Annotated in this window: 23 protein-coding genes and 1 tRNA gene; 11 read left to right on the forward strand and 13 right to left on the reverse strand. The window is 65.0% G+C overall.

The window, feature by feature from the left end; all coding sequences use genetic code 11:
- Positions 1 to 16 precede the first annotated feature (16 nt).
- The 4 genes from I6F17_RS32710 to I6F17_RS32725 all read left to right on the forward strand — a co-directional run bounded on the left by I6F17_RS32710 (position 17) and on the right by I6F17_RS32725 (position 2367).
- Positions 17 to 685 carry a Crp/Fnr family transcriptional regulator gene (locus tag I6F17_RS32710; protein ID WP_346657044.1) on the forward strand — a complete coding sequence of 223 codons (669 nt, stop codon included), beginning with the start codon at positions 17 to 19 and terminating at the stop codon, positions 683 to 685.
- Between the two features lie 55 nt (positions 686 to 740).
- Complete coding sequence (locus tag I6F17_RS32715; RefSeq protein WP_192893380.1) at positions 741 to 1439, forward strand: Crp/Fnr family transcriptional regulator; 699 nt, start codon at positions 741 to 743, stop codon at positions 1437 to 1439.
- 153 nt (positions 1440 to 1592) lie between these two features.
- On the forward strand, positions 1593 to 1967 hold the full coding sequence (locus I6F17_RS32720) for an Hpt domain-containing protein (protein WP_225131097.1): 375 nt from the start codon (positions 1593 to 1595) through the stop codon (positions 1965 to 1967).
- A gap of 151 nt (positions 1968 to 2118) precedes the next feature.
- Complete coding sequence (locus tag I6F17_RS32725) at positions 2119 to 2367, forward strand: hypothetical protein (protein WP_036040573.1); 249 nt, start codon at positions 2119 to 2121, stop codon at positions 2365 to 2367.
- A gap of 69 nt (positions 2368 to 2436) precedes the next feature.
- Here the strand turns inward: I6F17_RS32725 and I6F17_RS32730 are convergent, their stop codons facing one another.
- Positions 2437 to 3057, reverse strand: a complete 621-nt coding sequence (locus I6F17_RS32730) for a helix-turn-helix transcriptional regulator (protein ID WP_225131096.1) — start codon at positions 3055 to 3057, stop codon at positions 2437 to 2439.
- Between the two features lie 336 nt (positions 3058 to 3393).
- On the opposite strand from I6F17_RS32730, the gene I6F17_RS32735 reads away from it, so the two are divergent.
- Together I6F17_RS32735 and I6F17_RS32740 are read left to right on the forward strand one after the other, a co-directional pair.
- Positions 3394 to 4557, forward strand: a complete 1164-nt coding sequence (locus tag I6F17_RS32735; protein WP_225131094.1) for a hypothetical protein — start codon at positions 3394 to 3396, stop codon at positions 4555 to 4557.
- A gap of 658 nt (positions 4558 to 5215) precedes the next feature.
- Positions 5216 to 6430: an EAL domain-containing response regulator gene (locus I6F17_RS32740; RefSeq protein ID WP_225131092.1), complete on the forward strand. Its 1215-nt coding sequence runs from the start codon at positions 5216 to 5218 to the stop codon at positions 6428 to 6430.
- A gap of 3 nt (positions 6431 to 6433) precedes the next feature.
- Here I6F17_RS32740 and I6F17_RS32745 read toward each other — a convergent pair whose 3' ends face one another.
- The 8 genes from I6F17_RS32745 to I6F17_RS32780 all read right to left on the reverse strand — a co-directional run bounded on the left by I6F17_RS32745 (position 6434) and on the right by I6F17_RS32780 (position 14666).
- Positions 6434 to 6718, reverse strand: coding sequence for a hypothetical protein (locus tag I6F17_RS32745; RefSeq protein WP_225131091.1), 285 nt, complete (start codon positions 6716 to 6718; stop codon positions 6434 to 6436).
- An 86-nt stretch (positions 6719 to 6804) separates the two neighbouring features.
- The gene (locus I6F17_RS32750) at positions 6805 to 7665 is read right to left on the reverse strand and encodes a DMT family transporter (RefSeq protein WP_225131090.1); all 861 of its coding nucleotides are present in this window, start codon (positions 7663 to 7665) and stop codon (positions 6805 to 6807) included.
- Positions 7666 to 8093: 428 nt separating this feature from the next.
- Positions 8094 to 9233, reverse strand: a complete 1140-nt coding sequence (locus tag I6F17_RS32755; protein WP_225132176.1) for an FAD-dependent oxidoreductase — start codon at positions 9231 to 9233, stop codon at positions 8094 to 8096.
- A 105-nt stretch (positions 9234 to 9338) separates the two neighbouring features.
- The gene (locus tag I6F17_RS32760) at positions 9339 to 10328 is read right to left on the reverse strand and encodes a site-specific DNA-methyltransferase (protein WP_225132177.1); all 990 of its coding nucleotides are present in this window, start codon (positions 10326 to 10328) and stop codon (positions 9339 to 9341) included.
- 497 nt (positions 10329 to 10825) lie between these two features.
- The gene (locus tag I6F17_RS32765; RefSeq protein WP_225132185.1) at positions 10826 to 11443 is read right to left on the reverse strand and encodes a GDYXXLXY domain-containing protein; all 618 of its coding nucleotides are present in this window, start codon (positions 11441 to 11443) and stop codon (positions 10826 to 10828) included.
- Positions 11444 to 11448: 5 nt separating this feature from the next.
- The gene (locus I6F17_RS32770; protein ID WP_225132178.1) at positions 11449 to 12720 is read right to left on the reverse strand and encodes a DUF2157 domain-containing protein; all 1272 of its coding nucleotides are present in this window, start codon (positions 12718 to 12720) and stop codon (positions 11449 to 11451) included.
- A 292-nt stretch (positions 12721 to 13012) separates the two neighbouring features.
- Entirely contained in the window at positions 13013 to 13528 is a 516-nt protein-coding gene (locus tag I6F17_RS32775; protein WP_225132179.1) for a nuclear transport factor 2 family protein, read from the reverse strand.
- A 76-nt stretch (positions 13529 to 13604) separates the two neighbouring features.
- Positions 13605 to 14666, reverse strand: coding sequence for an aldo/keto reductase (locus I6F17_RS32780; RefSeq protein WP_225132180.1), 1062 nt, complete (start codon positions 14664 to 14666; stop codon positions 13605 to 13607).
- A 93-nt stretch (positions 14667 to 14759) separates the two neighbouring features.
- On the opposite strand from I6F17_RS32780, the gene I6F17_RS32785 reads away from it, so the two are divergent.
- Positions 14760 to 15662 carry a LysR family transcriptional regulator gene (locus tag I6F17_RS32785; protein ID WP_225132181.1) on the forward strand — a complete coding sequence of 301 codons (903 nt, stop codon included), beginning with the start codon at positions 14760 to 14762 and terminating at the stop codon, positions 15660 to 15662.
- 32 nt (positions 15663 to 15694) lie between these two features.
- On the opposite strand, the gene I6F17_RS32790 is transcribed toward I6F17_RS32785, so the two are convergent.
- Together I6F17_RS32790 and I6F17_RS32795 are read right to left on the reverse strand one after the other, a co-directional pair.
- A complete protein-coding gene (locus I6F17_RS32790; protein ID WP_225132182.1) occupies positions 15695 to 16675 on the reverse strand; it encodes a tripartite tricarboxylate transporter substrate binding protein in 981 nt (326 codons plus the stop codon).
- A 75-nt stretch (positions 16676 to 16750) separates the two neighbouring features.
- A complete protein-coding gene (locus I6F17_RS32795) occupies positions 16751 to 18391 on the reverse strand; it encodes an FAD-dependent oxidoreductase (protein WP_225132183.1) in 1641 nt (546 codons plus the stop codon).
- 111 nt (positions 18392 to 18502) lie between these two features.
- On the opposite strand from I6F17_RS32795, the gene I6F17_RS32800 reads away from it, so the two are divergent.
- Entirely contained in the window at positions 18503 to 19483 is a 981-nt protein-coding gene (locus tag I6F17_RS32800) for a LysR family transcriptional regulator (RefSeq protein ID WP_225190463.1), read from the forward strand.
- Here I6F17_RS32800 and I6F17_RS32805 read toward each other — a convergent pair.
- Positions 19451 to 19540 (reverse strand) — tRNA-Ser (locus tag I6F17_RS32805). The two genes, I6F17_RS32800 and I6F17_RS32805, sit on opposite strands and share 33 nt — an antisense overlap.
- A 160-nt stretch (positions 19541 to 19700) precedes the next feature.
- On the opposite strand from I6F17_RS32805, the gene I6F17_RS32810 reads away from it, so the two are divergent.
- Positions 19701 to 20564, forward strand: coding sequence for an alpha/beta hydrolase (locus tag I6F17_RS32810; RefSeq protein WP_225132192.1), 864 nt, complete (start codon positions 19701 to 19703; stop codon positions 20562 to 20564).
- A gap of 174 nt (positions 20565 to 20738) precedes the next feature.
- Here the strand turns inward: I6F17_RS32810 and I6F17_RS32815 are convergent, their stop codons facing one another.
- On the reverse strand, positions 20739 to 21866 hold the full coding sequence (locus I6F17_RS32815; protein WP_225132191.1) for an ROK family protein: 1128 nt from the start codon (positions 21864 to 21866) through the stop codon (positions 20739 to 20741).
- 333 nt (positions 21867 to 22199) lie between these two features.
- On the opposite strand from I6F17_RS32815, the gene rplU reads away from it, so the two are divergent.
- Both rplU and rpmA read left to right on the forward strand, forming a co-directional pair.
- A complete protein-coding gene (gene rplU, locus I6F17_RS32820; protein ID WP_036008712.1) occupies positions 22200 to 22586 on the forward strand; it encodes a 50S ribosomal protein L21 in 387 nt (128 codons plus the stop codon).
- A gap of 103 nt (positions 22587 to 22689) precedes the next feature.
- Positions 22690 to 22959, forward strand: coding sequence for a 50S ribosomal protein L27 (gene rpmA, locus I6F17_RS32825; protein ID WP_025032812.1), 270 nt, complete (start codon positions 22690 to 22692; stop codon positions 22957 to 22959).
- The last annotated feature ends 66 nt before the right edge of the window (positions 22960 to 23025 follow it).

The raw sequence follows: 23025 nt of genomic DNA on the forward strand, positions 1-23025 counted from the left end.
ACCTCCCGCATGGTGGATGCGTTTCGATCAGGGTGAGCCGTCCGAAGGACAGACGATCGGACTTGCGATGCTGGGCCGCGATAGCGTCGTGGGGGCCGGTGCGGCCCTTGCCGACGGCATCTCGCCGATGGACGCGGTTGTGCTGTTCCCAGGAGCTGCTTCCGTGATCGAATTCGGGGTTTTCCGCGCGGTCGCGACCGCAAGCGCACGCCTTCGCAAGCTGATGGTCCGCCACGAGCAGGTCATGCTCGCGCATGTGCAGCAATCGCTGCTCTGCAATACGCTGCATCCGGTCGAGGCGCGGCTCGCGCGTTGGCTGCTCCGCGCCCACGACCTGTCCGACGGCCAAATCCTGCCGCTGACCCAGGAGGCGCTGGCGCAGATGATCGGCGTCCGCCGCAACGCGATCTCGCTGGTCGCGCATGCGCTGCAGCGCGCCGGCATCATTCGCTACAGCCGCGGCCAGATCGAGATCATCGATCCCAAGGACGTCCTGCGGCTGCTATTCGGCGGTGAAGGCCCATCACCTGCGCCTGATGGGAGTCGTGGCGTGACGGGAGCACGATGCGATCTCTGTGTTCCGACCTGCACGCAGCGTCGATGCATCGCCAGGGCCGGACAACTTGTCTCAATTGCCAATGTATCCCGCCGCGAGGATGATGGAACTTACCCGCGCACCGCGTGAGTGCAGACGTGAGATTCCCAGGTGCAAGGGTACGGAGGAGGCAGCTTTGGAAAGCATGGCGCGTCCGTCCAACGGTTTCCTGTCCGCACTGTCGGCAGACGATTATGAGTTGATCCGCCCGCACCTGCGAACTGTGGATCTGCCCCACGGGGCGGTGCTGGTCGAGACCGGCGAGACGCTCATGCGCGCCTATTTTCCTCACCGCGGCGTCATCTCGCTGGTGGTTGAACTGGCCAAAGGCGAGCATGTGCAAGTCGCCATGATCGGCCGTGGCAGCCTGCTCGGAACGCTCGCCATCGAGGGTGATGCGTGTGCGTTGAACACCGCCATCGTGCTGGTTCCCGGCGCCGCCTCGGTGGTGGATCTGGATCGCCTGCGCATGGCTGCCGATCAGAGCAGCGCCCTGCGCACGCAGCTTGCGCGTCACGGGCTGGCGGTCTACGCCCAGGTGCAGCAAACCGCGGGCTGCAACGCCGCCCATCCGGTGGAGTCGCGGCTGTCGCGCTGCCTGCTGCACACTCATGACATGTCGGGCGAGTCGCGTCTGCTGCTGACTCAGGAGACCATGGCTCAGATGATCGGGGCCCGCCGCAACAGCGTGTCGCTGGTCGCCAACTCCCTGCAGCAGGCCAATTTCATCCACTACAGCCGCGGACACATCCAGATCACCAACCTGGACGGGCTGCGCCAGACGGCGTGCGAATGCTACGCCGCCGTGAAGGCCCAGTACGACCGGCTGCTCGGCCCGCCCTGAACGCCGCGGTCGCTTGGTAAACCGCGGGCTAATGCCGGCCTGCAAACACCAGCCATCCTGCTACCAGAACTGAAATTCGAAGGCCGTACACACGCGACATGCCTCGCGCGGCGGCGTGCCGCGCGACACGAACCGGATCAGGGCAGGCAAGACATGTTTGACGTCACCGTCGGGCTTGCGAACGCGATCGATGCCGAACCCGCGCGCGAGCCGCGCGCGTACGAAGCGCTGGTGCGCGAGATCGGCGAGGACGGCGCCGGTGAAGTGCGCGACGTGTTCTGGAGCGAGACCTGCGCGCGCCTGCAATCGTTCCGAACGCTCTCGCCTGCGCAGCACCACGCCAGGATCGCGCGCGAAGCACATTCGTTGAAGAGCGCGGCCGGAACGTTCGGCTATCTCAGGCTGGCAGCGCTGGCGCTCCGGCTGGAGAAAACCGCGGAAAGCCTCGGCGAGACCGAATTCCGCGCGCTCCTGGACCAGATGGATGCGGCCTACGCCGCCGCGCATGCGCAGGAGCCGCAAGGCTAGCTCGCGTGGGATGCGCGCTCGTCGCGCTGCTTCGCGTGAAAACGCTCCGGACTACTCGCGCGTGCATTCCCGCCGTACTTCTACGGTTTGCGATTTTCACAGATGGCTAATCATAGCTGGCGATAGTCCCGGAAAACCAGGAGGGTTTTCCATGTTCACCTACGAGACCGCAGACCAGAAGGAGGTTCGTCGCTTCCGGATCGCACAGTTCAACGGCCGGATGGCGACGGTGAAGGCCGGCGAGTCGACCGTGACCGGTTTCGTGCGCTCGGTGCTGGAGCAGGAATCGAGCATGCCCCCCCGCTGGACCATCACGATCATTCCGAGCGCGCCGAAGGAAGAGATCAAGCCGCTGCGTCCCGCCTCGCGCGCACGTCCGTTCGCCGAAGACTATTTCTGAGCGCCACGGATCTCCAAATTTTCGAGATAGGAGTCGGGTCTCGCCCGACGGCGGGCGACGGGCCCGGCCTCAGTCGATCGAATGCAGCAGCGCCGCACGGACGAGGTCCGCGGTGTTGCGCGCACCGAGCTTGCGCATCGCCTCGGCGCGATGGCTCTCGAAAGTGCGCGGACTGATCTGCATGCGAAGCGCACCCTGCTTGTTCGAGTAGCCTTCGCTGATCAGCCTCAGCACCTCGCGCTCGCGCCTGGTCAGCCGCTTCTGGCCCGACGGGCCGATCAGATCGGCGCTCGGCAGCCGCTGCACGCGGGCGGCCTTCGATTCTGCCTCTTCGGACGGGCTCGGCAAGCCGCCCTTGGAGCCGCCCTTGGGCGGGCCGGCGAGCTGCTTGACCAGGCCGCAAACGCGCTCGGTCTGGGCCAGCGCGTTCTCCACCACCCGCTGCAAATAGGCGCGATCGCCGGTCGCGGGGACGAGCTGATCGCTGTGGTGCTTGATCTCGCCCATATAGAGCAGCAGCGCGGTCAGGGGGCCATTGAGCTCGCGGGCGATGGCAGCCGCCATTTCGTCGGCCGCATTGGCACGCAAGGCGCTCAGGCGGGCGAAATCGGGCTCTTCAGCTGAAGCAGCGCTGCTCTCGTGCCATGCCGACGGCCGCGAATCGGTGGCCGTATCATTCTGTGACCCCATGTCACTCGTTTAGCGGAACCGGGGCGGGTCTGTGATTAACTTTTTGCTCCGTATGACTACGGTGATTTAGACGGTTTTACGCTGAAATGGCGACTTCGGCACAATTTGTGCTTGCGCGGCGCCGCACGCGACCATGCAGCGGTTGAGTTTTCTGCCGAAATCGTGGGGTGAGAACGGGAAAAGCGCCTCGGCGAACGCTTTGCTCCGACATCCACCCCCCGGATTTTACGGATTAATTAACGGCGACTTGCTTCTCTAGGGAGGTTGAGAGCGCGCAAATGCCTCCACGCATTGGGCCCGCAAGCCCGCGGGCCACGCTGCGAAAGATTGCGTGCCATGGACGAGATCGACCGGCTATCGGAATTTCTGCAGAGGCTGACGCCGCTGTCGCGCAGCTGTCTGCTCAGCGAGCTCGAACGGCTCGAGCTGTGCGGCATCGACATGCCGGGTTCGGCCGACATCCAGGCCCGCTTGCGCGCCGAATTCCGCAAGGACGGATCGACCCAGGCGCGCGCGACCAGCCCGTCGCGCTATTTCTTCGCGCCGCTCGAGCTGCTGCTGATCGACGGCGCGCCCGAGCATGCCAACATGGGGCGGATCTCGCGCAATACCCTCACCCCGATCTGGGAATGGATCTGCCGCGACCTTCTGCCCACCATGGCGCGCGACTACATCAAGGCGATCGGCGACCAGGTCGCGGCCAACAACCCGAAGGAAGTCCAGAAGATCGCCTCGACCTTCCAGACCAAGGTCGTCAAGGTCCTCGAGAGCACCCTCGCCTCGCCCGAGAGCGCCGAAGCTGCGCGGGCCAAGCTTGCGCAATACACGGCCTCGCGCACCGCCTTCGACGACGTCTTGAAGATGCTGCAGGTGTTGCGTTGCGGTGATGCGCTGCCGAAGTTCAACGAGAAGCTGCCCGAGAGGATCGCGAAGCTCGACGACAGCCAGGTCGCCCAGATCACTCTACAGCTCGACGCCTTCAAGAAGGCGCATCCCCAGGCGCTTCCCTTCGCGCTGGCGCTGGTGGCGCGCTGCCTGAGGACGTCCTGGCAATTGGTGCGGCTTGCCACCAAGCCCGCGGCGAGCAAGGCCGCCGCGGACGTTGCCGCCACGCCCTATGCCTGCGTCGTTCACATGGTGCTCGACCGGCTCGACGACAAGCGTCTCGCGCTTCGTGTCGCGCTTCGCAACAATCGGGTGCTGATCGCCCGCGACCTGCTCGCGGACATCTACGATACCGAATACGCGCTCAAGGTCCGCATCGACGGCATCGAGCAGTGCGAATGGGGCGTCCGCCTCCAGCAATTGATGGATGCAATCGCGGCGCTGGTAACGGCGGAGGTCAGCCGCTTTCCCGACAATGTCGGCCACATTCTCGGCTCGCGGCGGCTGCGCAGCCACGATACGCTCGGCGGCAAGCTGTCCTATCTGGCCTGGAAGGGACGAGACGCGATGCAGGACGGCGCGGCGGCGTTCCGCAAATTGATCGGGCAAACCTAAAGCGTTTGAGCATGATCTTTCCGGAAAACCGCTGCACACTTTTCCGGATCATGCTCTAGACCCGGTTCGGCCGCGAAAAACCGTGTGCCGCGCGGCTAGCGCGGCAGGCACAGGAAGCGATCCATGAATCGCCCTGACAGCACGAACCTGAACCACCAATACATCATTCGCCGCATCGACATAGCTGTAATCCTCGACAGCCCTCCACCGGCTCGGGGGACCTTTAGCGCGAGCGCGGCAACGCGCGTGTGATGTGCTTCACATTCTCGGCCGCCGGCGCGGACCCGTTGTCGCATGACCGTCACGAGCGAAAGGCGGCGGTGCGCGCATCGCGGGAAGACGCAAGCGTGAAAGTCGGCGCCGATTCACCTTGCGCCGGCTTCATCGCCGCCTCGAAGCAACCCGCGCGAGTGCATCGTTCGATGCCGCCGACCGGCAAGTCGCGCCGGTTTGCGTGCGGAGACATTTCACCTGCAACAACCGGCGCTGCGCGTGTGGTGCTGGGGTATGCGAATTCATTTCGAAGATTCTGTCGACAAATTAGCTCGAATTGCAGGGCTTAACGTTACTCAGATAATTCAAGAACGATGTGAAGCTCTCCTTATTTGAACCCACGCTCCGCGTTTAAGAAACCGTCACGGAACGGGAGTGGTGTACGATGAACGATGGGATGATTGAACTCGTCGGACGAAGGCCTGTGACCTTCGGACGGCGAAAGGTGACGCCGCGCGCCTGCGTGGCCGACAGCAAGCGTCACTTGCGCGCGTTCCTCAGCGAGATCCTCGAGGATCTCGGCTTCGTCACCTGCGAATGCGCCAGCGCCGAGGAGCTGAAGACGGTGCTCGCCACCGAATTACCCGACCTGATCCTGCTCGGCATCGCCGCCGACGGCATCGAGCCGGGACGATTCCTCGAAATCCTGGTGCGTGAGGCATTTGCCGGCAAGGTTCTCGCCGTCGGCGCCCGCGATTCGATCATCGTCAAAGCCGTGCGGCAGGTCGGCGACGAATATGGCCTTGCCATGCTGCCGCCGCTGACCACGCCCTTTGCCGCGGAGACGCTACGCGAGCGCGTTGCGATGCTGCTGCCGGAGGAGCCGGCGCCGAGCCCGGCCGTGCATGTCGGCGAGGCCTTGCATGCCGGCTGGCTCGAGCTCTGGTACCAGCCCAAGATCGACGCGCGCACGCTGGTCCGCAACGGCGCCGAGGCCTTGGTGCGGATGCGGCATCCGACCTGGGGCGTGGTGCCGCCGGCCTATTTCATCCCGGAGCCGCACGATCCGCATTTCCGCGAGCTGTCGGAGTTCGTGATCGATCGCGCCGTGCAGGACTGGCACTATCTGCTCGAGCAGCAAAGTCCGGTCGACCTGTCGATCAATCTTCCCGCCGCCTATCTCAGGGAGCCGCAGGCGGTGCGCGATCTCTGCCGCCGCGTGCCGACGCATCCGGCCTTCGGCGGGCTGACGGTCGAGATCGACAGCGAGGAGGCGATCCGCGAGCTCGATCTGCTGGCCGAGGTCGCGCGCGAGGTCGGCCTGCACAATATCGGCCTGTCGATCGACAATCTCGGCGCCAACTGGCCTCAGCTGATGGAGCTGGACAAGATTCCCTTCGTCAAGCTGAAGGCCGACCGGCAATTCGTCACCGGCAGCGGCGGCGATCGGCTGAAGCGCACGGTGTGCCGTCACATCGTCGAGCTGGCGCAGACCTTCGGCGCGGGCGCGGTGGCGCAAGGGGTCGAGAGCCGCGCCGACCTCATCGCGGCGAGCGAGATCGGCTTCGACGTCGTGCAGGGCTTTCTGTTCGGCAAGCCGATGCCGCTGAAGAAGTTCGCGAAGGCCGCGCTGACGCGAACGGTGATGGGGCAGCAGTGAGGCCTAGCGGCAGACCCAGACGCCGTTGACCAGCACGCGGACGCAGGCTGGCGCCACGACGGCGGCTCCTGCGGCTGCTGCACCGACGGCCGCGCCACCGACCACGGCACGACGCGTCGTTCGACGTGCGACGCCCGCAACGCTCGCCGGGGTCGCCGGCCGGCCGACGCGGGCTTCCGCGCTCTGGATCGAGAGTGAAAGACCGTCCTGTGCCGACCACTGCACCGAGCCCAAGGCTGCGCAGACAACAACGGCGCCGGCTAACCACAATTTCGTTCGCTGTCGCATCACGTCCTCCCTCGCTTGTCATGCATTAAAGGCAGGCACCGCGCCGGGACAGGCATTGATCTAGATCAAGGTTTGGCGTCGCCGCCTCACGCAAACCGCCGCGCGAAGAAGACGCAGGCGACCACGACTGCCGTCGCGGCGATCATGCTGCCTGCGACCGGCTCGCCGAGCAGAAGGCCGGCGAGCGCCAGGCCAAAGAACGGCTGCAGCTGCTGGAGCTGGCCGACGCGGGCAATGCCGCCGATGGCGAGCCCGCGGTACCAGAAGATGAAGCCGACGAACATGCTGAAGACGGAGACATAGGCGAGCCCGATCCAGGCGGGCACACCGATGCCGCTCCAGGCCGGCGGCCAAGTCAGCACGGCGAGCACCAGCATCAAGGGCAGCGCGAGCAGCAACGCCCAGGAGATCACCTGCCAGCCGCCGAGGCGGCGCGACAGCGCGGCGCCCTCGGCATAGCCGAGGCCGCACAGCACGATCGCGGCGACCATCAGGAGATCGCCTTCGAGCGAGGCCGAGCCGTCACCGGAGAGCGCGAAGCCGGCCACCGTGGCGCTGCCGAGACCCGCGAACAGCCAGAACAGCGGCCGCGGCCGCTCGCCGCCGCGCAGCACGCCGAAGATCGCGGTCGACAGCGGCAGCAGGCCGATGAAGACGATGGACCGCGCGGACGTGATGTGCTGGAGCGCGAGCGCCGTCAGCAGGGGAAAGCCGACCACGACGCCGATGGCGACAATGGTGAGCGAGGCGAGATCACGGCGCTGCGGCCGCGCCTGCCGGAGCAGGCCGAGCACCACAGCCCCGATCAGCGCCGCGATGACCGCGCGCGCCGACGTCAGGAACAGCGCCGAGAAACCGCCGACCGCCACCCGCGTCGCCGGCAGCGAGCCGCTGAAGATGATGACGCCGAGAAGCCCGTTGCCCCAGCCGCTGGCCGAAGAGTGCATGTTGGTCTCGCTTGGGTAGGGGCGGCTGGCCCGGTGCCGTGGCGGTTGAACGTGTCGCGTGATGGCATGGAACAACAAAAGTTCGAAAACAACCCCATGCACAGTAGACGGGGGTTGCAAGATCAATGGGTTAGGTGGGAAGGGGGATTGGGTTTGGGTCGGGTGGGATTTTAGGGGCCGAAAAGTCGGGGGATCGTGGTTTGTCGCAGCTGTTCGGCGCAACGGTGCGAGCCGACGAGATTGGCTGCGCGCGGTGTCGCCCATTCCGAATGACGTCTCCTGTCATTTGCTTCGTCGGGCAAAACAGGAGCATAGTGGCATCCTCGCAAGAGGTCGGACAGGCAGGGCTTTGGCCCGGGTCTCGTCAAGGCGTTAGCCGCCGGACGGTGCGCGTTTTATGCACTGTCACCGCAACATCCAGCATCCGCTCAGGCGAATTGAGAATAGCGCGAAAGCTGAAAGAAGGATTCTGCCTGGTAGGACGGATCGGTGGCAAGGCGAGCAAGCCTTTGCCCGATGGCGGGCGCGAACTTCGCGCCATGGCCTGAGCACGCGGAGCAGACGATCAGGCGGGACTCCGGCCAGCGATCGATGATGAATTCCTCGCCCGCGTCTAGCCGGCGGTCGGCGGGCGCGGTGTTGGTGTAGAGGCAGACGTCGCGATCGATGATGGGCCCGGCCGCACCCGGGACGAGGGCGGCCAACGCGTCGCCGATCGGGCGGAGTTCGGCATCGCTGGCCTGCGGGCCCCAGTCGTCGGGGCCGACCACGGGCCCGTGGTTGTGAGGCGCAGCTTTGACGCCGCGCTGTTCGAAGTCCGGAAAGCCGTAGACGGTGTCATCAGGACCTCGGTCGAGAATGAAGATCGGGAAACGACCGAGCGCCACGCTGTCGGGGCTGGCAGGCGCGAACCAGCCGACCGCCTGTCGGGTCACGTTCAGCAGCGCGGCGAGTTGCGGGAGTGCGCGACCGAGCCATGGGCCAAGCGCCAGAATAGCGCGCTCGGCGAAGAACTCTTCGGTCGCCGTGCGGATCGACACGCCGTCCTGGCGCGGCGAAAAGCTCGCGCGTTCCGGGATCACGCGGTCGCGAGCGCGTGCGCGCATCAGTGTCATGACGACCTCGGTGCGCAGGATCGCGCCACCGTCCTGCACGACGACGTCCCAGTCGCCGGGCAGGCTAAAGGCTGGAAATTCCTTGTTCGCTTGAGCCGCGGTCAACATCGGATCCGCCCGCCCTTTCGCGATCGCGGCCGCGCGCGAGGACGCCACCATGGCGGAGCCGGGGCGGCCGGCCTCCAGAACAGGGGTTTCCGTCAGAACCGTTTGACCGCTTTCGGTCTGCAGCCGGATCCAGCCGGCATGAGCCTCGTCGCTCAAGCTGGTGTAGTTGGGGTTTTCGAAATTGAAGCGACGGAAAATGCGACATGACCCATGTGACGAGCCTCGATCCGAACCTGCTGCGACAGGGTCGAAGCCGAGCGCATCGACGCCGGCATCCAGCAATGCGCTTAGCGCTGCTCCGCCCATGAGCCCCAGACCCAACACGGCGACTTCGCATTTTCGCATGAAGACCTCGCGAGCGATGCTACGACGCGGCGATCATCCTGGTGATGTCGCGGGTTTGCAAGGTCTACGGGGGGGATTACGGACGGCACCGACAACGCCGTAAGCTTAGAATACTCGCTCCGCGAGCTTCCGGCCATCGACTGGCCAAGGCGTGCCACGATATACATTGCCAGCGGTGTCGGTACAAATGGGCGTTAGATGTACCTTCTTCACCCGCATTTCGAGTAAAGCGTTGCCAATGGCAGCATGACTCACCATCAGGAAAGCCGTCTCTCCATCACAAAGCGTCGCTGGGAGTGTCGTGTTCGGCGTCCCAGGAAACTCGTCCGCGGCTAAGGAAAGGCGATCACCTTTTGGCAGCTCGAAGGCAATTGTTTTGATCGCTACTGGACGCTGACCTGCACCTAACGCGTCCAATCGTTGATAAGCGATATCGATGTACTCTTGTACAACATCGCAGCCGTATGCATTTCGACCATTCTTGACCGCAGCTACAGCTGTTGATCCGACTCCCAAGTAGGGATCGAGAACCGAGTCGCCCTTATCTGTCAGCCCGAGTACCAGCCGCTCAACCAAGCCGACCGGGAACTGGCATGGATGCTCGGTCTTCTCGACATGGTTAGATTTCACATTCGGAATATCCCACACATCGCTGGGATTCTTGCCAAGGGGATTACTCGAAACCTTGCCCTTATTCGGCCCCTTAAAATGCTTCTTCAGTGGGTACTTGGACGGAACTCGAATGGGATCAAGGTTGAATGTGTAGTCGTCTGATTTGGTGAACCACAAAATGGTTTCGTGGCGCCCAGAAAGTCGCTTCTGACAATGTAACCCGTGACCGAATGTCCAAACAATTCTGTTTCTGAGTTTCAGGCCATGATCTTTGAACTTAGGATAGAGAAGGATATCGAGAGGAAAGACCTCGCCATCCTCAATACCATTTCCGACTTGCCAGCAGATCGACCCACGCGGATGGAGCAGGCGAACTGCCTCCGCGATAGTCGCCGCCTGTTGCTCGATGTAGAGCTCATTTGTCGTCCGCTTCTCATACGCCTTACCGATGTTGTACGGCGGTGACGTGATGATCAGGTGCATGCTCTCGTTTGGAAGCTTACGCATAAACGTAAGATTGTCTGCACACTCGACAGCTATCTCGGGACTGCCCCTAGGGCGGAGCGGAATGACGTTTGTTGCTCGTGCGGCATTTGAACTTTGCACGGTCTAAGCCCCCCATTAGGAGCCGAATCGGCCCCATCGTAACTTCCCTGCTTAGCCCACCTCGTAGTGGGGCTCTACTCGCTCAGACGAAGGTCAACAGTCATCTGGAAGACGGTCGCCATGCGGACGGCCACTCCCTCGGCTGTGCGCGCACGAATTTCGCCGCCTGAAGCAAACGTAAGCCACACTTACTCTACGGGGAATTTTTTGGAACCACAACTTATGGCGGAGAGGAGGGATTCGGACCCGATAGGCTAGCACCTATGCCGCATTTCGCGCGCGGTACTTCAAAGAAGTTTTGTAACATCAATAGGTTGCGTGGGAACCAAAACTTGAGCGGCCTTGTTTGACTCGGGTACCCCTAAAACCATCCCCTAATACAGCGGCTCCTCATACACCTTCTCCCCATCCAGCAGCAGCCGCTTGATCGCGGCGCGGCCGGAGGGCAGCACGGCGGCGACGATGCGCAGCTTCTGCTGGTTGCGGGCGTCCTCGAGCTTCTTGCCCTCGCCTTCGGGCACGAAATAGCTTTCGAGGCCATATTTGATCGGCAGGTTGTCGCAGAACCTTCGCCGGTCGTCGCCGCAGGACCCGCCGTAATTGCCGACGCGGCCGCGGATCAGCACTTCGGGCGCGGTGACCGTAACAGGCTCGGCATGCACCGAGACCGCCTGATAGACGCCGTCCGCCCTGGGCGCGAGCTTGACGAACACGGTTGGATGGCGCGCGTCGGCTACCTTGCCGGCGAGCGCGCCGGCCGGCACTTGCGAGATGTCGTAACGGAGCACGACATAATCGCCGCGCAGGAGATCGCGGGGATCGACCGGCTGCGTCTGCAGGGTGACCTCGACGCCGTTACGCAGGATCTGGATGCGGTCGGCGACCATCAGGACCAGCAGCGCGCACTGGATCAGGATGGCGACGCCGAACAGCATGGCTTTCGGGATGCGCCGCCAGAATGCGGCCAAGGATGCTACCACGGGTGCGATCATCCCGTTCATCGCGCGGCCCTCGGCAGCATGCGATTGAGCGCGGTGGCAAAGGCGACGGCCGCGACGCCCGCCACTGCCAAGAAGGCCGAGCGGCGCAGCAGCGATCCCTTCACCGCCCAGGTGATGCCGGCGATGACCCCGGCCATCCCGAGCCAGCCGGCGACGATGCGCGGGCGCACGTCATCGAGCATGCCGGAGACCACGAGACACAGCATGGCCGAGAGCAGCGCGGCATAGGCGAGCCAGGATTCGCCGGCCATGGAGGCCGGCCAGACCGGCGCCGCGAGCAGGACCAGGGCGATCGCAGCGGCTGCAAGCAGTTCTCCCGCGCGCCTGGTGATCGCAGCCGAGGCCAGCGCGAGGATCACGCCGGCATTTCCGCACGCGATGGCCCAAAGCGGCTGGCCCGCAATGGACCCTTCGCGAAAGCGGACGAGATCGTCGACCGTCGTCACCTCCAGGAACGCGGCGATGGCCAGTGAAAATGCGCCGTAAATCGACAGGACAGTGCCGAGCCGGAGCGCGCGCGGCGACGGCGCGGCTGCGATCGCGAGCCCGGCGCCGAACAGCAGGGCCGCACCGCTCGCGAGCACGAAGGACGGCTGCGTGCCCTCGAATTCGAAGCGGAGCGAGGTCGCGATCCACCACGGCAGCAGCGCCAGCGCGACGAGATGAGCCGCGACGCGCGAATTCCAGGCGAAGGCGAGTGCGGCGGCGATGAGCCAGACCGAGACGTACGGAAGATGCAGCACGTCGGACGCGTCGGTGATCCGCATGCAGGTCCAGATCGAGGCGGCGACGAGGCCGACCGCGAGCGCGCCGCGCGAGCCGGTCAGAAGCGCCGCGGCAAACGCGCCGATCGACCACAACAGCATGCCGCCGGCGAAGTCGTCGCCGAGGTGGTACATCTGACCGACCAGCGCGATGCCGGCGCCGAAGATGATGGCACTGACGCTGGCACAGAGATCGGCGAGAATTGTGCGCTCTCTCGCCGCGAACCAGGCGCCGAGACCGCCGGCGATCACCATGCCGGCCAGCAGGATCGCGAACCGCGCCAGGCGCGCGATCTCGGTCCAGTGCGCCGCGACGAAGGCGAGGAACGCGGCGGCAATCAGCAGGCCGCCGACGATGGCGACGACCACGGCGATGTTGATGCCGGCCGGAAGCGGCGGCAGCGCGCTGCGGATCGCGACGGCCGCCGCCGGCGCAATCACGCCGTCGGCCTCCCATCGCGCAAGATCGGCTTCGAGGCGCTGCCGGTAGGTTTTGTCGAACATCGTCCCTAAGATCACCTGGCGCCCGCCGGATGGCGGGACCTTGCTAGGTCGGATCGTACGGGCGATGGGTTCAAGCTCCTGCTCGCGGTGGGGCTTTCGCATATGGCTCTTGGCGCGAGCTGAGCGCGCGCCTCGTCCTTCGAGACGGCGCTTACGCGCCTCCTCAGGATGAGGCTCAGCGGCATCGGAGCCCGCTGAAACCAGTGCCACGCACGCGGTCCTCATCCTGAGGGCCCGCCAACGGCGGGCGTCTCGAAGGATGGCCACAAGCGATATCACTCTTATGTGCGGCCTATTGTGCCGGCAGAGGAATGCGCCGGAGGACGTCGTCATAGGGTGCGAGGTCGAGATAGGCCGTCACCTCCGCCGCCTTGCCGTCCTGCATGAGCAGGATCCACGCGTAAGAGTTCGCGTAGGGCTTGCCGTCGCGCGCCACGCCGCTGCCTTCCCAATGCGCGATGACGTGATCACCATCGGCGAAGATCCTCACGGCAGTCGGACGGACCGGTGTCGACAACCGGTTCGCGAACGGGCGGACCGCGCGATCAACGAACACATCGCGCCCTCTGAACTCGCCGGCGCTTGGACCGGATCCCCTGATGCGCCACACCACGTTGTCGTGCAGCAGGTCATTGAAGAAGGTGGTGCCTCCCGCCGCCCAGCGATCGAACGCATCGGTGACGATGCGCTTGTTGTCGTCCTGCACGGAATTGGCCTGTCCGCAGGGTGCGGCCGTCGTCAGGGTGGAAGCGGTGACGATGACCGCGTAGACGCACGACGCAAGCGCGCGATTGAGCATGGTTGCCATTGGTGTCTCCCTTTCTGGTGCAAGATGCCGTCTGCCCCGAAGTGATGCACGCAGGTCGGTCGCGTTGTTGCTAGACCTACCCGCGCCGCGCGACGCTGGCGCCGCCAAAGATGAGTTGCTCCACCATCGGGCGGCGCACGAAACGGCCTGGAAAAATGGGATCGGGCGCGGTCGCCTGGTCGAGGCGCGCCATCTGCTCGGGAGACAGCGAGATCCCGACCGCGCCGAAATTGTCTTCTGCCTGCTCCAGCGTGCGGGCCCCGATCACCGGCGCGGTGACCGCTGGCTTGGCCAGCGTCCATGCGATCGCCACCTGCGAGGACGTTGCGCCGAGCTCCCAGGCGATGGCTCGCACCGTCTCGGCCGCATCCAGCGACCGCTCGTTGAGAAGGCCTGATGACGCGATGATCGAGGCGCGTGTCGTGCCGACGGCGCGCTCCTGCGAATCCCTGAGATCGGCGCGGCTGTACTTGCCGGTGAGCACGCCGCCGCCGAGGGGCGACCAGGGCAGCACGCCGAGGCCAAGGCTCGCCGCGAGCGGAATGAGCTCATGTTCGACCGTGCGCTCCACCAGATTGTATTCGATCTGCAGCGCAACGAAGGGCGACCAGCCGCGCAGATCTGCGATCGTCTGCAGCTGCGCAATGCGCCAGGCCGGCGTGTTGCAGATGCCGACATACTGGACCTTGCCGCTGCGGACGAGATCGTCCAGGCCGCGCATCACCTCGTCGGGCTGCGTCGTCGCATCCCAGGCGTGCAGGTAGAGCAGGTCGATGCGATCGGTCTCGAGCTGCCGCAGGCTCTGCTCCACCGAACGAATCATATTGAGCCGGTGGTTGCCGCCGGAATTGGGATTGCCGGGATCGCGGGCCATGGTGAATTTGGTTGCGAGCACGACGCGATCGCGCTTGCCGCGGGCGAACTCGCCGACCAGGCGCTCGGACGCGCCATTGGTGTAGTTCACCGCCGTGTCGATGAAATTGCCGCCGCGGTCGACATAGAGATCGAAGATCCGCCGGGCCTCGCCGGGATCGGCGCCCCATCCCCACTCGGTCCCGAAGGTCATCGTGCCCAGGGCAAGGGGAGATACGCGCAGGCCGGAACGGCCAAGCAGGCGGTATTGATCGAGCGACGTCATCGGAGCCTCCTTCGTGTGGCTTCCGAGATAGTCCCCGGCGAGGGGTGGGAGAAGTTGGCCAATGATGACCGGGGTGGTAAGCATGGCTAACCAATGACCACGGACCTGAACCTCGTCGCCGTTTTCATCGCGGTCGCGGAAGCCAAGAGCTTCCGTGGCGCCGCCGAGCGGCTCGGGGTGACCCGATCCGCCGTGAGCCAGGCCATCAGGCGCATGGAAGACCAGCTGGGCGTGGCGCTCGTGCAGCGAACGACGCGCAGCGTCAGTCTCACCGAAGCCGGCCTGCGCTTGCACGCGCGCGTGGCACCGGCGCTCGCCGAAGTCGAGCAGGCGATCAACGGCGCCCGCGACCGTGACGCGCAGCCGACGGGGCAGCTGCGTCTCGCCGTCTCGTCGATCGCCGAGCGATTCATTCGCGGTCCATTGCTGGCCGAATTCGCGCAGGCCAATCCCGGCGTGCAGGTCGACGTCACCGTGACCGATGAGGAATTCGACATCGTGGCCGAGGGCTTTGATGCCGGCGTCCGGCTCGGCGAAGTGATCGAGCAGGACATGATCGCCGTGCCGGTTTCGGGCGACCAGCGCCAGCTGGTCGTGGCCGCTCCCGCCTATCTGGAGCGGTTCGGCGCGCCCTCGCACCCGCGCGAGCTGTCGCAGCATTGCTGCATCGGGTGGCGGCCGGCGCCGCACGTCGCGCCCTACCGCTGGGAATTTGCGGAAGGGGGCCGCGAGTTCGACGTCGCGGTGGAGCCGAGGATCACGACCAACGACATGTGGGTCATGGTGCGGACCGCCTGCGCGGGCGGCGGCCTGACCTTCGGCATGGAAGAGACGTTCAAGCCGTATATCGAGCGCGGAGAACTGGTGCCCCTGCTGGAGGAATACTGCCCGTTCTTCCCCGGCTTCTTCCTCTACTTTCCGGATCGGCGGAATCTTCCGCCGAAGCTGCGCGCGCTGGTCGATCACGTGCGTTATCGGGGAAGCGGAAAACGCTAAAGCGGAATGGCTTTAGATCGAATCGATTTGCTCTAGTTTGCCTTGATGCCGGCCTCGCTGATCAGCTTGCCCCATTTCGCGCTTTCGTCCTGAATGAAGCGGCCGAACTGCTCGGGCGAGGTCGGCGCAGGCTCCGCGCCGAGGGTGCGGATCTTCTCCGCCACGGCAGGGTCCTTCAGCGCCTTGGCGAAGGCCTCGTTCAGCCGGGCGATGACGTCCGCAGGCGTGCCGGCGGGAGCAACGAGCCCGAACCAGCCGACAGATTCGAAACCGGCAAGGCCGCTCTCGGCCAGCGTCGGCACGTCGGGCAGGGACGCAAGGCGGCGCGCCGAGGACACGCCGATCGCGTTGAGCTTACCGTCGAGGATCAATTGTCGCGATGCCGGAATATCCAGCACCGCGAACGGGACATGGCCTGCGAGAACATCGACCGCCGCCGGCGCCGTCCCGCGATACGGGACCAGTTCCATCGCGATCCCGCTTCTCTGCGTGAACAGCGCGGCAGTCAAATGCATCGCGGTCGAGTTGCCGCCATGCCCGATCGAGAGCCCACCCGGCTTCGCCTTGGCGAGCGCGATGGTCTCCGCAGGTGTGCGCGCCGGAATATTCGCGGACGCGACCAGCACAAAGGGAATTTCCGCGAGCAAGGTGATGGGCGCGAGATCCTTCAGCGCGAACGGCATCGCGGCATTGAGGTGCGGATTCACCGTGAGCGCACCTGCCGGCGCCACCCCCAGCGTGTAGCCGTCGGGTTTTGCCTGTGCGACCGCGGCCATGCCGATGTTGCCGCCGGCGCCGGCGCGGTTCTCGATCACCAGGCTCTGCTTGAGCTCGGCGGTGACCAGCGGCTCGAGCGCGCGGATGACCGTGTCGGCGCTGCCGCCGGGCGGGAAGGTCACGATGATCTTGATCAATTGCTCGGGATAGGCGGCTCGGGCCGCCGCCACCGGCAACAGTGCGAAAGCGGCGGCCGTCAGCGCGGCCAGGATGCGGCGTCTTGCAACGTGAAACACGGTCTCCTCCATGTATTCTGTTTTTGAAACTCGGCTTGGCGAGCTACGTCGCCAGGCCGTCCGCTCGATGTCGTCCTACGCCGCAGCGCCAGTGATACGGGCCAGCAGGCCCTGCGCGTTCTCCGGCGCCGACTGCCCGCGCCAGGCGATGTGCTGGTCGGGCCGCGCCAGCACGAGCTTCTCGGCATAGGCGCCGTTCGCCTCCTCCGGCGCGACGTCGACCAGCGCGAGCGGCACGCCGCGCGCCTTTGCGGCGTCCTGCAGCCGCGTCACATCGATTGCCGGATCGAACCGCAGCAATGTGTAGCCGGGGCCGAAGGCGTCGTAGAGCGAGCGTCCGTCGCGCAAGAACAAATGCGGCGCGCGGGCGCCCGGCACGGTGGATGGCGTGAAGCTGCCCATCGCGTAAGGCGGCGGCGTCTCGCCGTCATAGGCGATGATCGGCGAGGCGTCGTAATAGTAGCCGAAGTTGAGGCCGGCGCAGCAATATTGCTGCACGTTGAGATCGTAGGCCGCTTTCGCCAGCGCCGCGCGCGCCGCCTGGCCGCGCGGCGTGTCATCCTCGATCTCGGCGGACACGCCGCCGCGCTGCGCCATCATCTTCATCGCATGGTCCATCGCAAAGCGCGACACCTGCTCGGTGATGGGCTGGCGCTCCGCCTCATAGGCATCGAGGATCGCAGCCGGCGCCCAGCCGTTCAGATGCGCCGCCAATTGCCAGCAGAGGTCGACGGCATCCGCGATGCCCGCGTTCATGCCGTAGCCGGCATAGGGCATCCACAGATGCGCGGCGTCGCCGCAGATGAAGACCCTGCGGTCGCGGAAGCGGTCGGCCACCAGGCGCCGTCCGACCCAATCCTCCTTGCTGAGCACGCGGTATTCGAAGCGCTCGTCGACGCCGAGAATGGCACGGATGGCCCAGTCGCGATCGACCGAGTCGAACTCGGGCTCGTCCGGCTTCAGATGATTGTGGATCAGCCAGCGGTCGTGACCGTCAATGGCAACAACGGTGCCGGAGCGGCGCGGATTGAGCGAGAGCACCATCCAGGCCGGCTTGTGCGCCCCCATCAGCTCTTTCAGCTGCGGCGCTTCGATGAAGGTCGACTGCACGCGCTGGATCACCGGCGTGCCGGACAGGCTGGCACCGATTGCTTTTCTGACGAGGGATCGGCTGCCGTCGCAGCCGATCACGAAGCTGGCTTCGATGCGGAGCGAATGTCCGCTGTCGAGATCGCGCGCCAGCGCGACGACATGGTCGTCGTGCTGCTCGATGTCGGTGATTTCCGTGCGCGCCAGGATCTTGATGCGTGATTGCGCAGCGGCATGGCTGAACAGGATCGGCTCGAGATAGACCTGGTTGATCCGGTGCGGCGGCTCGGGCGTCGGCCACCAGGTGTCGGGGCCACCGGTCGCGCTATAGCGGCGCGCACGGGAGGGAATGTCGATGCGGCAAAGCTCGATCCCGGTCGCCGTGGTCCGATAGGAGCAATCGTTGGGAAAGTCCGCAGGGAGCCCCGCATCGCGCAAGCGGCCGGCGACGCCGAGCCGTCGAAAAATCTCCATCGAGCGCGCCGACACGTGATTGCACTTGACGCTGGGCGGATCGCCGGCGTGGCGGATTTCCGCGACGACGACATCGATGCCGCGCGAAGCGATATCCATCGCCGCGGTCAATCCGACGGGCCCGGCCCCCACCACCAGCACTTGTGCTCTCATGCTCGCTCCAATCCTTGCCGCGGATTCTTTCCGTCCGCACAGCATGCATTTTATTGCAGGTCCGTTTATGCGATAAGTCGGAAAGAACTCATCAATTCATGAGCTTTCCAGATGAATGTCACATTGCGCCAGTTGCGGGTCTTTACCGGCGTGTATCGGACGCGCAGCATCACGCGGGCCGCCCGCGAGCTCGGCATCACGCAATCGGCGGCGAGCCTGTTGATCCAGCAGCTCGAGGCCCAGCTCGGCGTCAAGCTGTTCGACCGCTCCACGCGCTCGGTGCAGCCGACGCTGGCCGCCGACGAGGCGTTCGCCGCCGCCGAGCGCATGCTGAGCGATGCGCAAGGCCTGTCGCGCCGCATGCGTGATCTCGCGCAGGCCCGCGCCGGCCGGGTCGTGTTTCTCGCCTCGGCCGGCACGGCATCGGCGCTGCTGCCGCCGGTGCTGGCGAAATTCCGCACTGGCCATCCCGACATCGAGATCGACATGCGCGATGTCGCCGCCGACGATCTCGTGCCACGGCTGAGCACGACCGATGCCGAGTTCGCGATCGGCAGCGTCGAGGGCGAATTCGCGGACATGACGATCGAGACACTAACAAGCGGCCGCCTGAGCGCGATCGGCCGTCGCACCGCGGACTTCGCCGCGCGGCGTTCCCTGACCTGGGACGAGCTGGTGCAACTGCCGACCATCGCGATGCGCAGCGAGACACGCATCCGCATGCAGATCGATCAGGCCCTGAGCGCGCAGGGCAAGCGCCTCGATCCGACTTATGAAGTGACCCTGATCAACACCGCGCTCGCCATGACGGCGCAGGGCCTCGGCCTCGCCATCCTTCCCGCGACGATGCTGCCGCCCGACCAGTTCCCGACACTGATCGCAACACCGCTGGTGCGCCCCGCCCTCACCCGGCCCGTGTCGCTGCTGCAGTGCCAGGGCCGGACGTTGTCGCCCGCGGCGCAGGCCTTCGTGGCGACGGCGCGGGCGGTGCTGGCGGGCCGAACGCACCGGCATCAGGCTGATTTTGCGGAGCTATTTGAGAGGGGGGGGTCGCTGAGCTGGCGGAGAGGGAGGGATTCGAACCCCCGATAGGCTTGCACCTATGCCGCATTTCGAGTGCGGTGCATTCAACCACTCTGCCACCTCTCCTGAAGGCGCCATATTAGGAGCTGGGCCCCTGTGGTTGGGGGCGTTAATAGGCGAGGATGGCGGGCCAGACAAGGCGCGAAAGAGCAAAATCCGCTGCCTGATTCAGCCCTTGTCGTCCCGCCTGTCGTCCCCTTGGCCTTTCAAGCGATGAGGAACCGCCATGGAGCACCTGACTGTCACGGCCAATGGCGCCGATTTCCACCTGGTCCGCGCCGGACAGGGAAAACCGCTGCTTTTGCTGCATGGTTGGCCCGAATTCTGGCTCACCTGGGAGCCGGTGATATCGAGGCTTTCGGACCGCTTCACGCTGATCGCGCCCGATTTGCGCGGCTTCGGCGACAGCGACAAGCCGGATGGCCCTTACGGGCCGGACGGCCACGCCGCCGATATGCTAGCGCTGATGGACCGGCTCGGCATCGAGCGATTCGGCGTCGTCGGCCACGATGTCGGCGGCGCTGTCATGCAGCCGCTGGCCCGGCAGGCGCCCGAGCGGCTCGCGGGACTCTTCTTCTTCGATTTCGTCTATCCCGGGATCGGGCCGCGCATGGCCGCGCCCGATAGGCTCAACCACATCTGGTACCAGTCCTTTCACCAGATGGAGATGGCGCCACAGCTCATCGGTGCGAGCCGGGAGAGCTGCCGGCTCTACATCAGCCATTTCCTCAAAGGCTGGGCGCACCGGACAAATGCCTTCGACGACGTGCTGGACGCCTTCACGGACAATTTCCTGAAAGCCGGCAACCTCGCCGGCGGCTTTGCGCATTACCGCGCCTCGCATGCCGGGCGCGTGGCGATGATGAAGGGCGAAGCGCCGCCACTTCCGCCGATCGCGGTGCCGACCTGCGTGCGCTGGGCCGAGCACGATCCGCTGTTTCCCTTTGGCTGGACCGACCGGCTGTCCGAGACCTTCAGCGATCTCGACCTCGAGATGTTTCCCGGCGTCGGCCACTTCCCGCATCGGGAAAATCCGGATCGCGCGGCACGCGAGATCGCCGCGTTCTTTGCGCGCATCGGCTGGAGCTGAGGAGAAAAACGGGGTGGGACCGCCAGACGCGGTAAACACTGGCGGTCCCGTGCCGCTTATTGAAATACTGGCCGTGAAGGGCGGCTTCGCCGGCCGAGTGGAAGCGACGATTCGACCCTAGCGTGCGACGGGAGGTCCGCAACGCAATCCGGTCCTTAACCTAACCGGTCAAGGTTACTCCTTGTCCGCTTTACCTTTTTTCTTCCCGTTCTCCGTGGAATCCCGGTCCTTGCCGTTGCCTTCCTTGCGGCGATTGGTGAAGCGCGCATTGCCAAGTCCGGTGCCGATGGTGAGCACGCCCCAGCGGTCAACGTCCTGCATGAACGGTACTTCCGAGAGCCCCTGCACCACGCCGTCATTGTGCATCAGGATCGCGGTGTCGTGCTCGCCAATAGCGGGGATGCCCTCGATCAGGCTCGCCGGCAGGTTGAACTTGCTGCTCTCCCAATTGCCCGGCAGATTCTGCGCGCCCTTCTCGATCGAGCCGTCCGGGTTGATCACACCGGGACAGGCGATGCCGATGAACGGCGCGAGCTTGTAGCCTTCGTTCTCGGCTTCCGTGATCAGCCCTTTCAGCATCTTGGTCAGCCGCTTCACCGCGCCTTCGCGCGTCGGCTCGTCGTCGGCGTGACGCCACAGCTCCGCATGCACCACCTTGGCCTTGGACAGATCCTTGGCTTTCTTCCAGCCGGTTTCCACCACGCCGCAGCGGATGTTGGTGCCGCCGATGTCGACGGCGAGAATGCTGTCATGGGCCTCGAAGATCCAGGACGGCGCCAGGTGCAGCGCGCCGATCAGGCCGGCCTCGTCAGGATGATGGCGGATCGGCTGCAGGTCGATCTTGAAGCCCTCGGATTTCAGGATGATCTCGGCGCGCGCGATCACGAGCTCGCCGAGCCGGGAATCGCGAAAGCCGCCGCCGACGACGATGCGCTCGGTCTTGGCCCAGGCCTTGGTCTTGAGGAATCGGCGCGTGACATAAGCGAGCTCCTGGGAGAAATCCTCGATCGCGCTGTGCACCACGGCCGAGGCCTCGGTGTCGTCGCCGATCAGGATGGCGTCCAGCGTCTTCTTGTTGATCTCCTCGGTCGACACCTTGCCGAACGGGTCCTCTCCCGTCTTGCGCAGCGGCTTGCGCCAGCGCTCGAGCACCTCCCGGAACGCGCCCTTGCTGGCGCGGTCGCCGAGAAAGCCGTCCTCGTCCTTGATCTCGATGTTGAAGCTGTCGACATCGACCGACGGCAGCCGTTCGGCGCCATGCTGGGCGATGCCCGTTGTTTTGACCAGTTCGTCTGTTGCCATGAGAGCCCTTGCCCCGCTTGCTTGTTCCGGCCGGGACAACTGCGGGGGAACCCGTTTGTTGCAAAGCCCACCCGAGATTCGGCTGCGCGCTTTCAGCGCGGCCAAAGCCTTCAAATCCGGGCGGTTTTCGCCCAGTTTTCCTTGACTTGCGGCTGTTGGCCGCTATAAGTCCCACAGCCGGCGCGGGGCGTTTCTCGCGCCGCTTGTTTTTGCGTGGGTTTTCAACGGGATAAAACCCGCCCGCACAAAACGCAATACACCCATAGCGACTGACAAAAAGCCGACCCGGACGCTTCCCGTCCAGAGGCCGGGATTGAACACGGAGAAAGAACGATGTTCGCAGTCATCAAAACCGGCGGCAAGCAATACCGCGTCGTGCCGGATGATGTTCTCGAAGTAGGCAAGATCGAAGGCGAAGTCGGCTCGATCGTGCAGCTGAATGAAGTGCTCGTGGTCGGCGGCGACACGCCGGTGCTGGGCGTCCCGACGGTCGCAGGCGCGTCCGTCGCGGTCGAGGTGCTCGACCACAAGCGCGGACCCAAGGTCATCGCGTTCAAGAAGCGCCGCCGCAAGAACTCGCGCCGCAAGCGCGGCTATCGCGACGAGATCACCGTGCTGCGCATCAGCGAGATTCTGACGGACGGCGCCAAGCCCACCAAGGGCCCGCGTCCGAAGAAGGAAAAGGTGACGAAGGAGCCGGCAGCGGAAGCCGCCGAGTAACGCAAAACCGATCACGCCAATTCACGAATTGATGCGTGCGACGTTTTGAAATGATTCCGTCAAGGAATTGACCTAGAACTACGCAGGATTTCGGAGACGAGCCATGGCTCACAAAAAAGCAGGCGGTTCATCGCGCAACGGTCGCGATTCCAAGGGCAAGCGCCTCGGTATCAAGGCGTTCGGCGGCGAGATCGTCACGCCCGGCAACATCATTGCGCGTCAGCGCGGCACGACCTGGCACCCCGGCCTCAATGTCGGCATGGGTACGGACCACACTCTGTTCGCCAAGATCGAGGGCCGCGTTGCGTTCCAAGCCAAAGCCAACGGCCGCACCTTCGTATCGGTGCTCCCGCTTGCCGAGGCTGCTGAATAGACGGTGGACAAAAACGGAGTCCGCCGGTCCCGACTGAACCGGCGGAGTCCTAGAGATCGCAAGAGA

This window comes from Bradyrhizobium sp. NBAIM18, assembly GCF_020193825.1.
Classification (GTDB): Bacteria; Pseudomonadota; Alphaproteobacteria; order Rhizobiales; family Xanthobacteraceae; genus Bradyrhizobium; species Bradyrhizobium yuanmingense.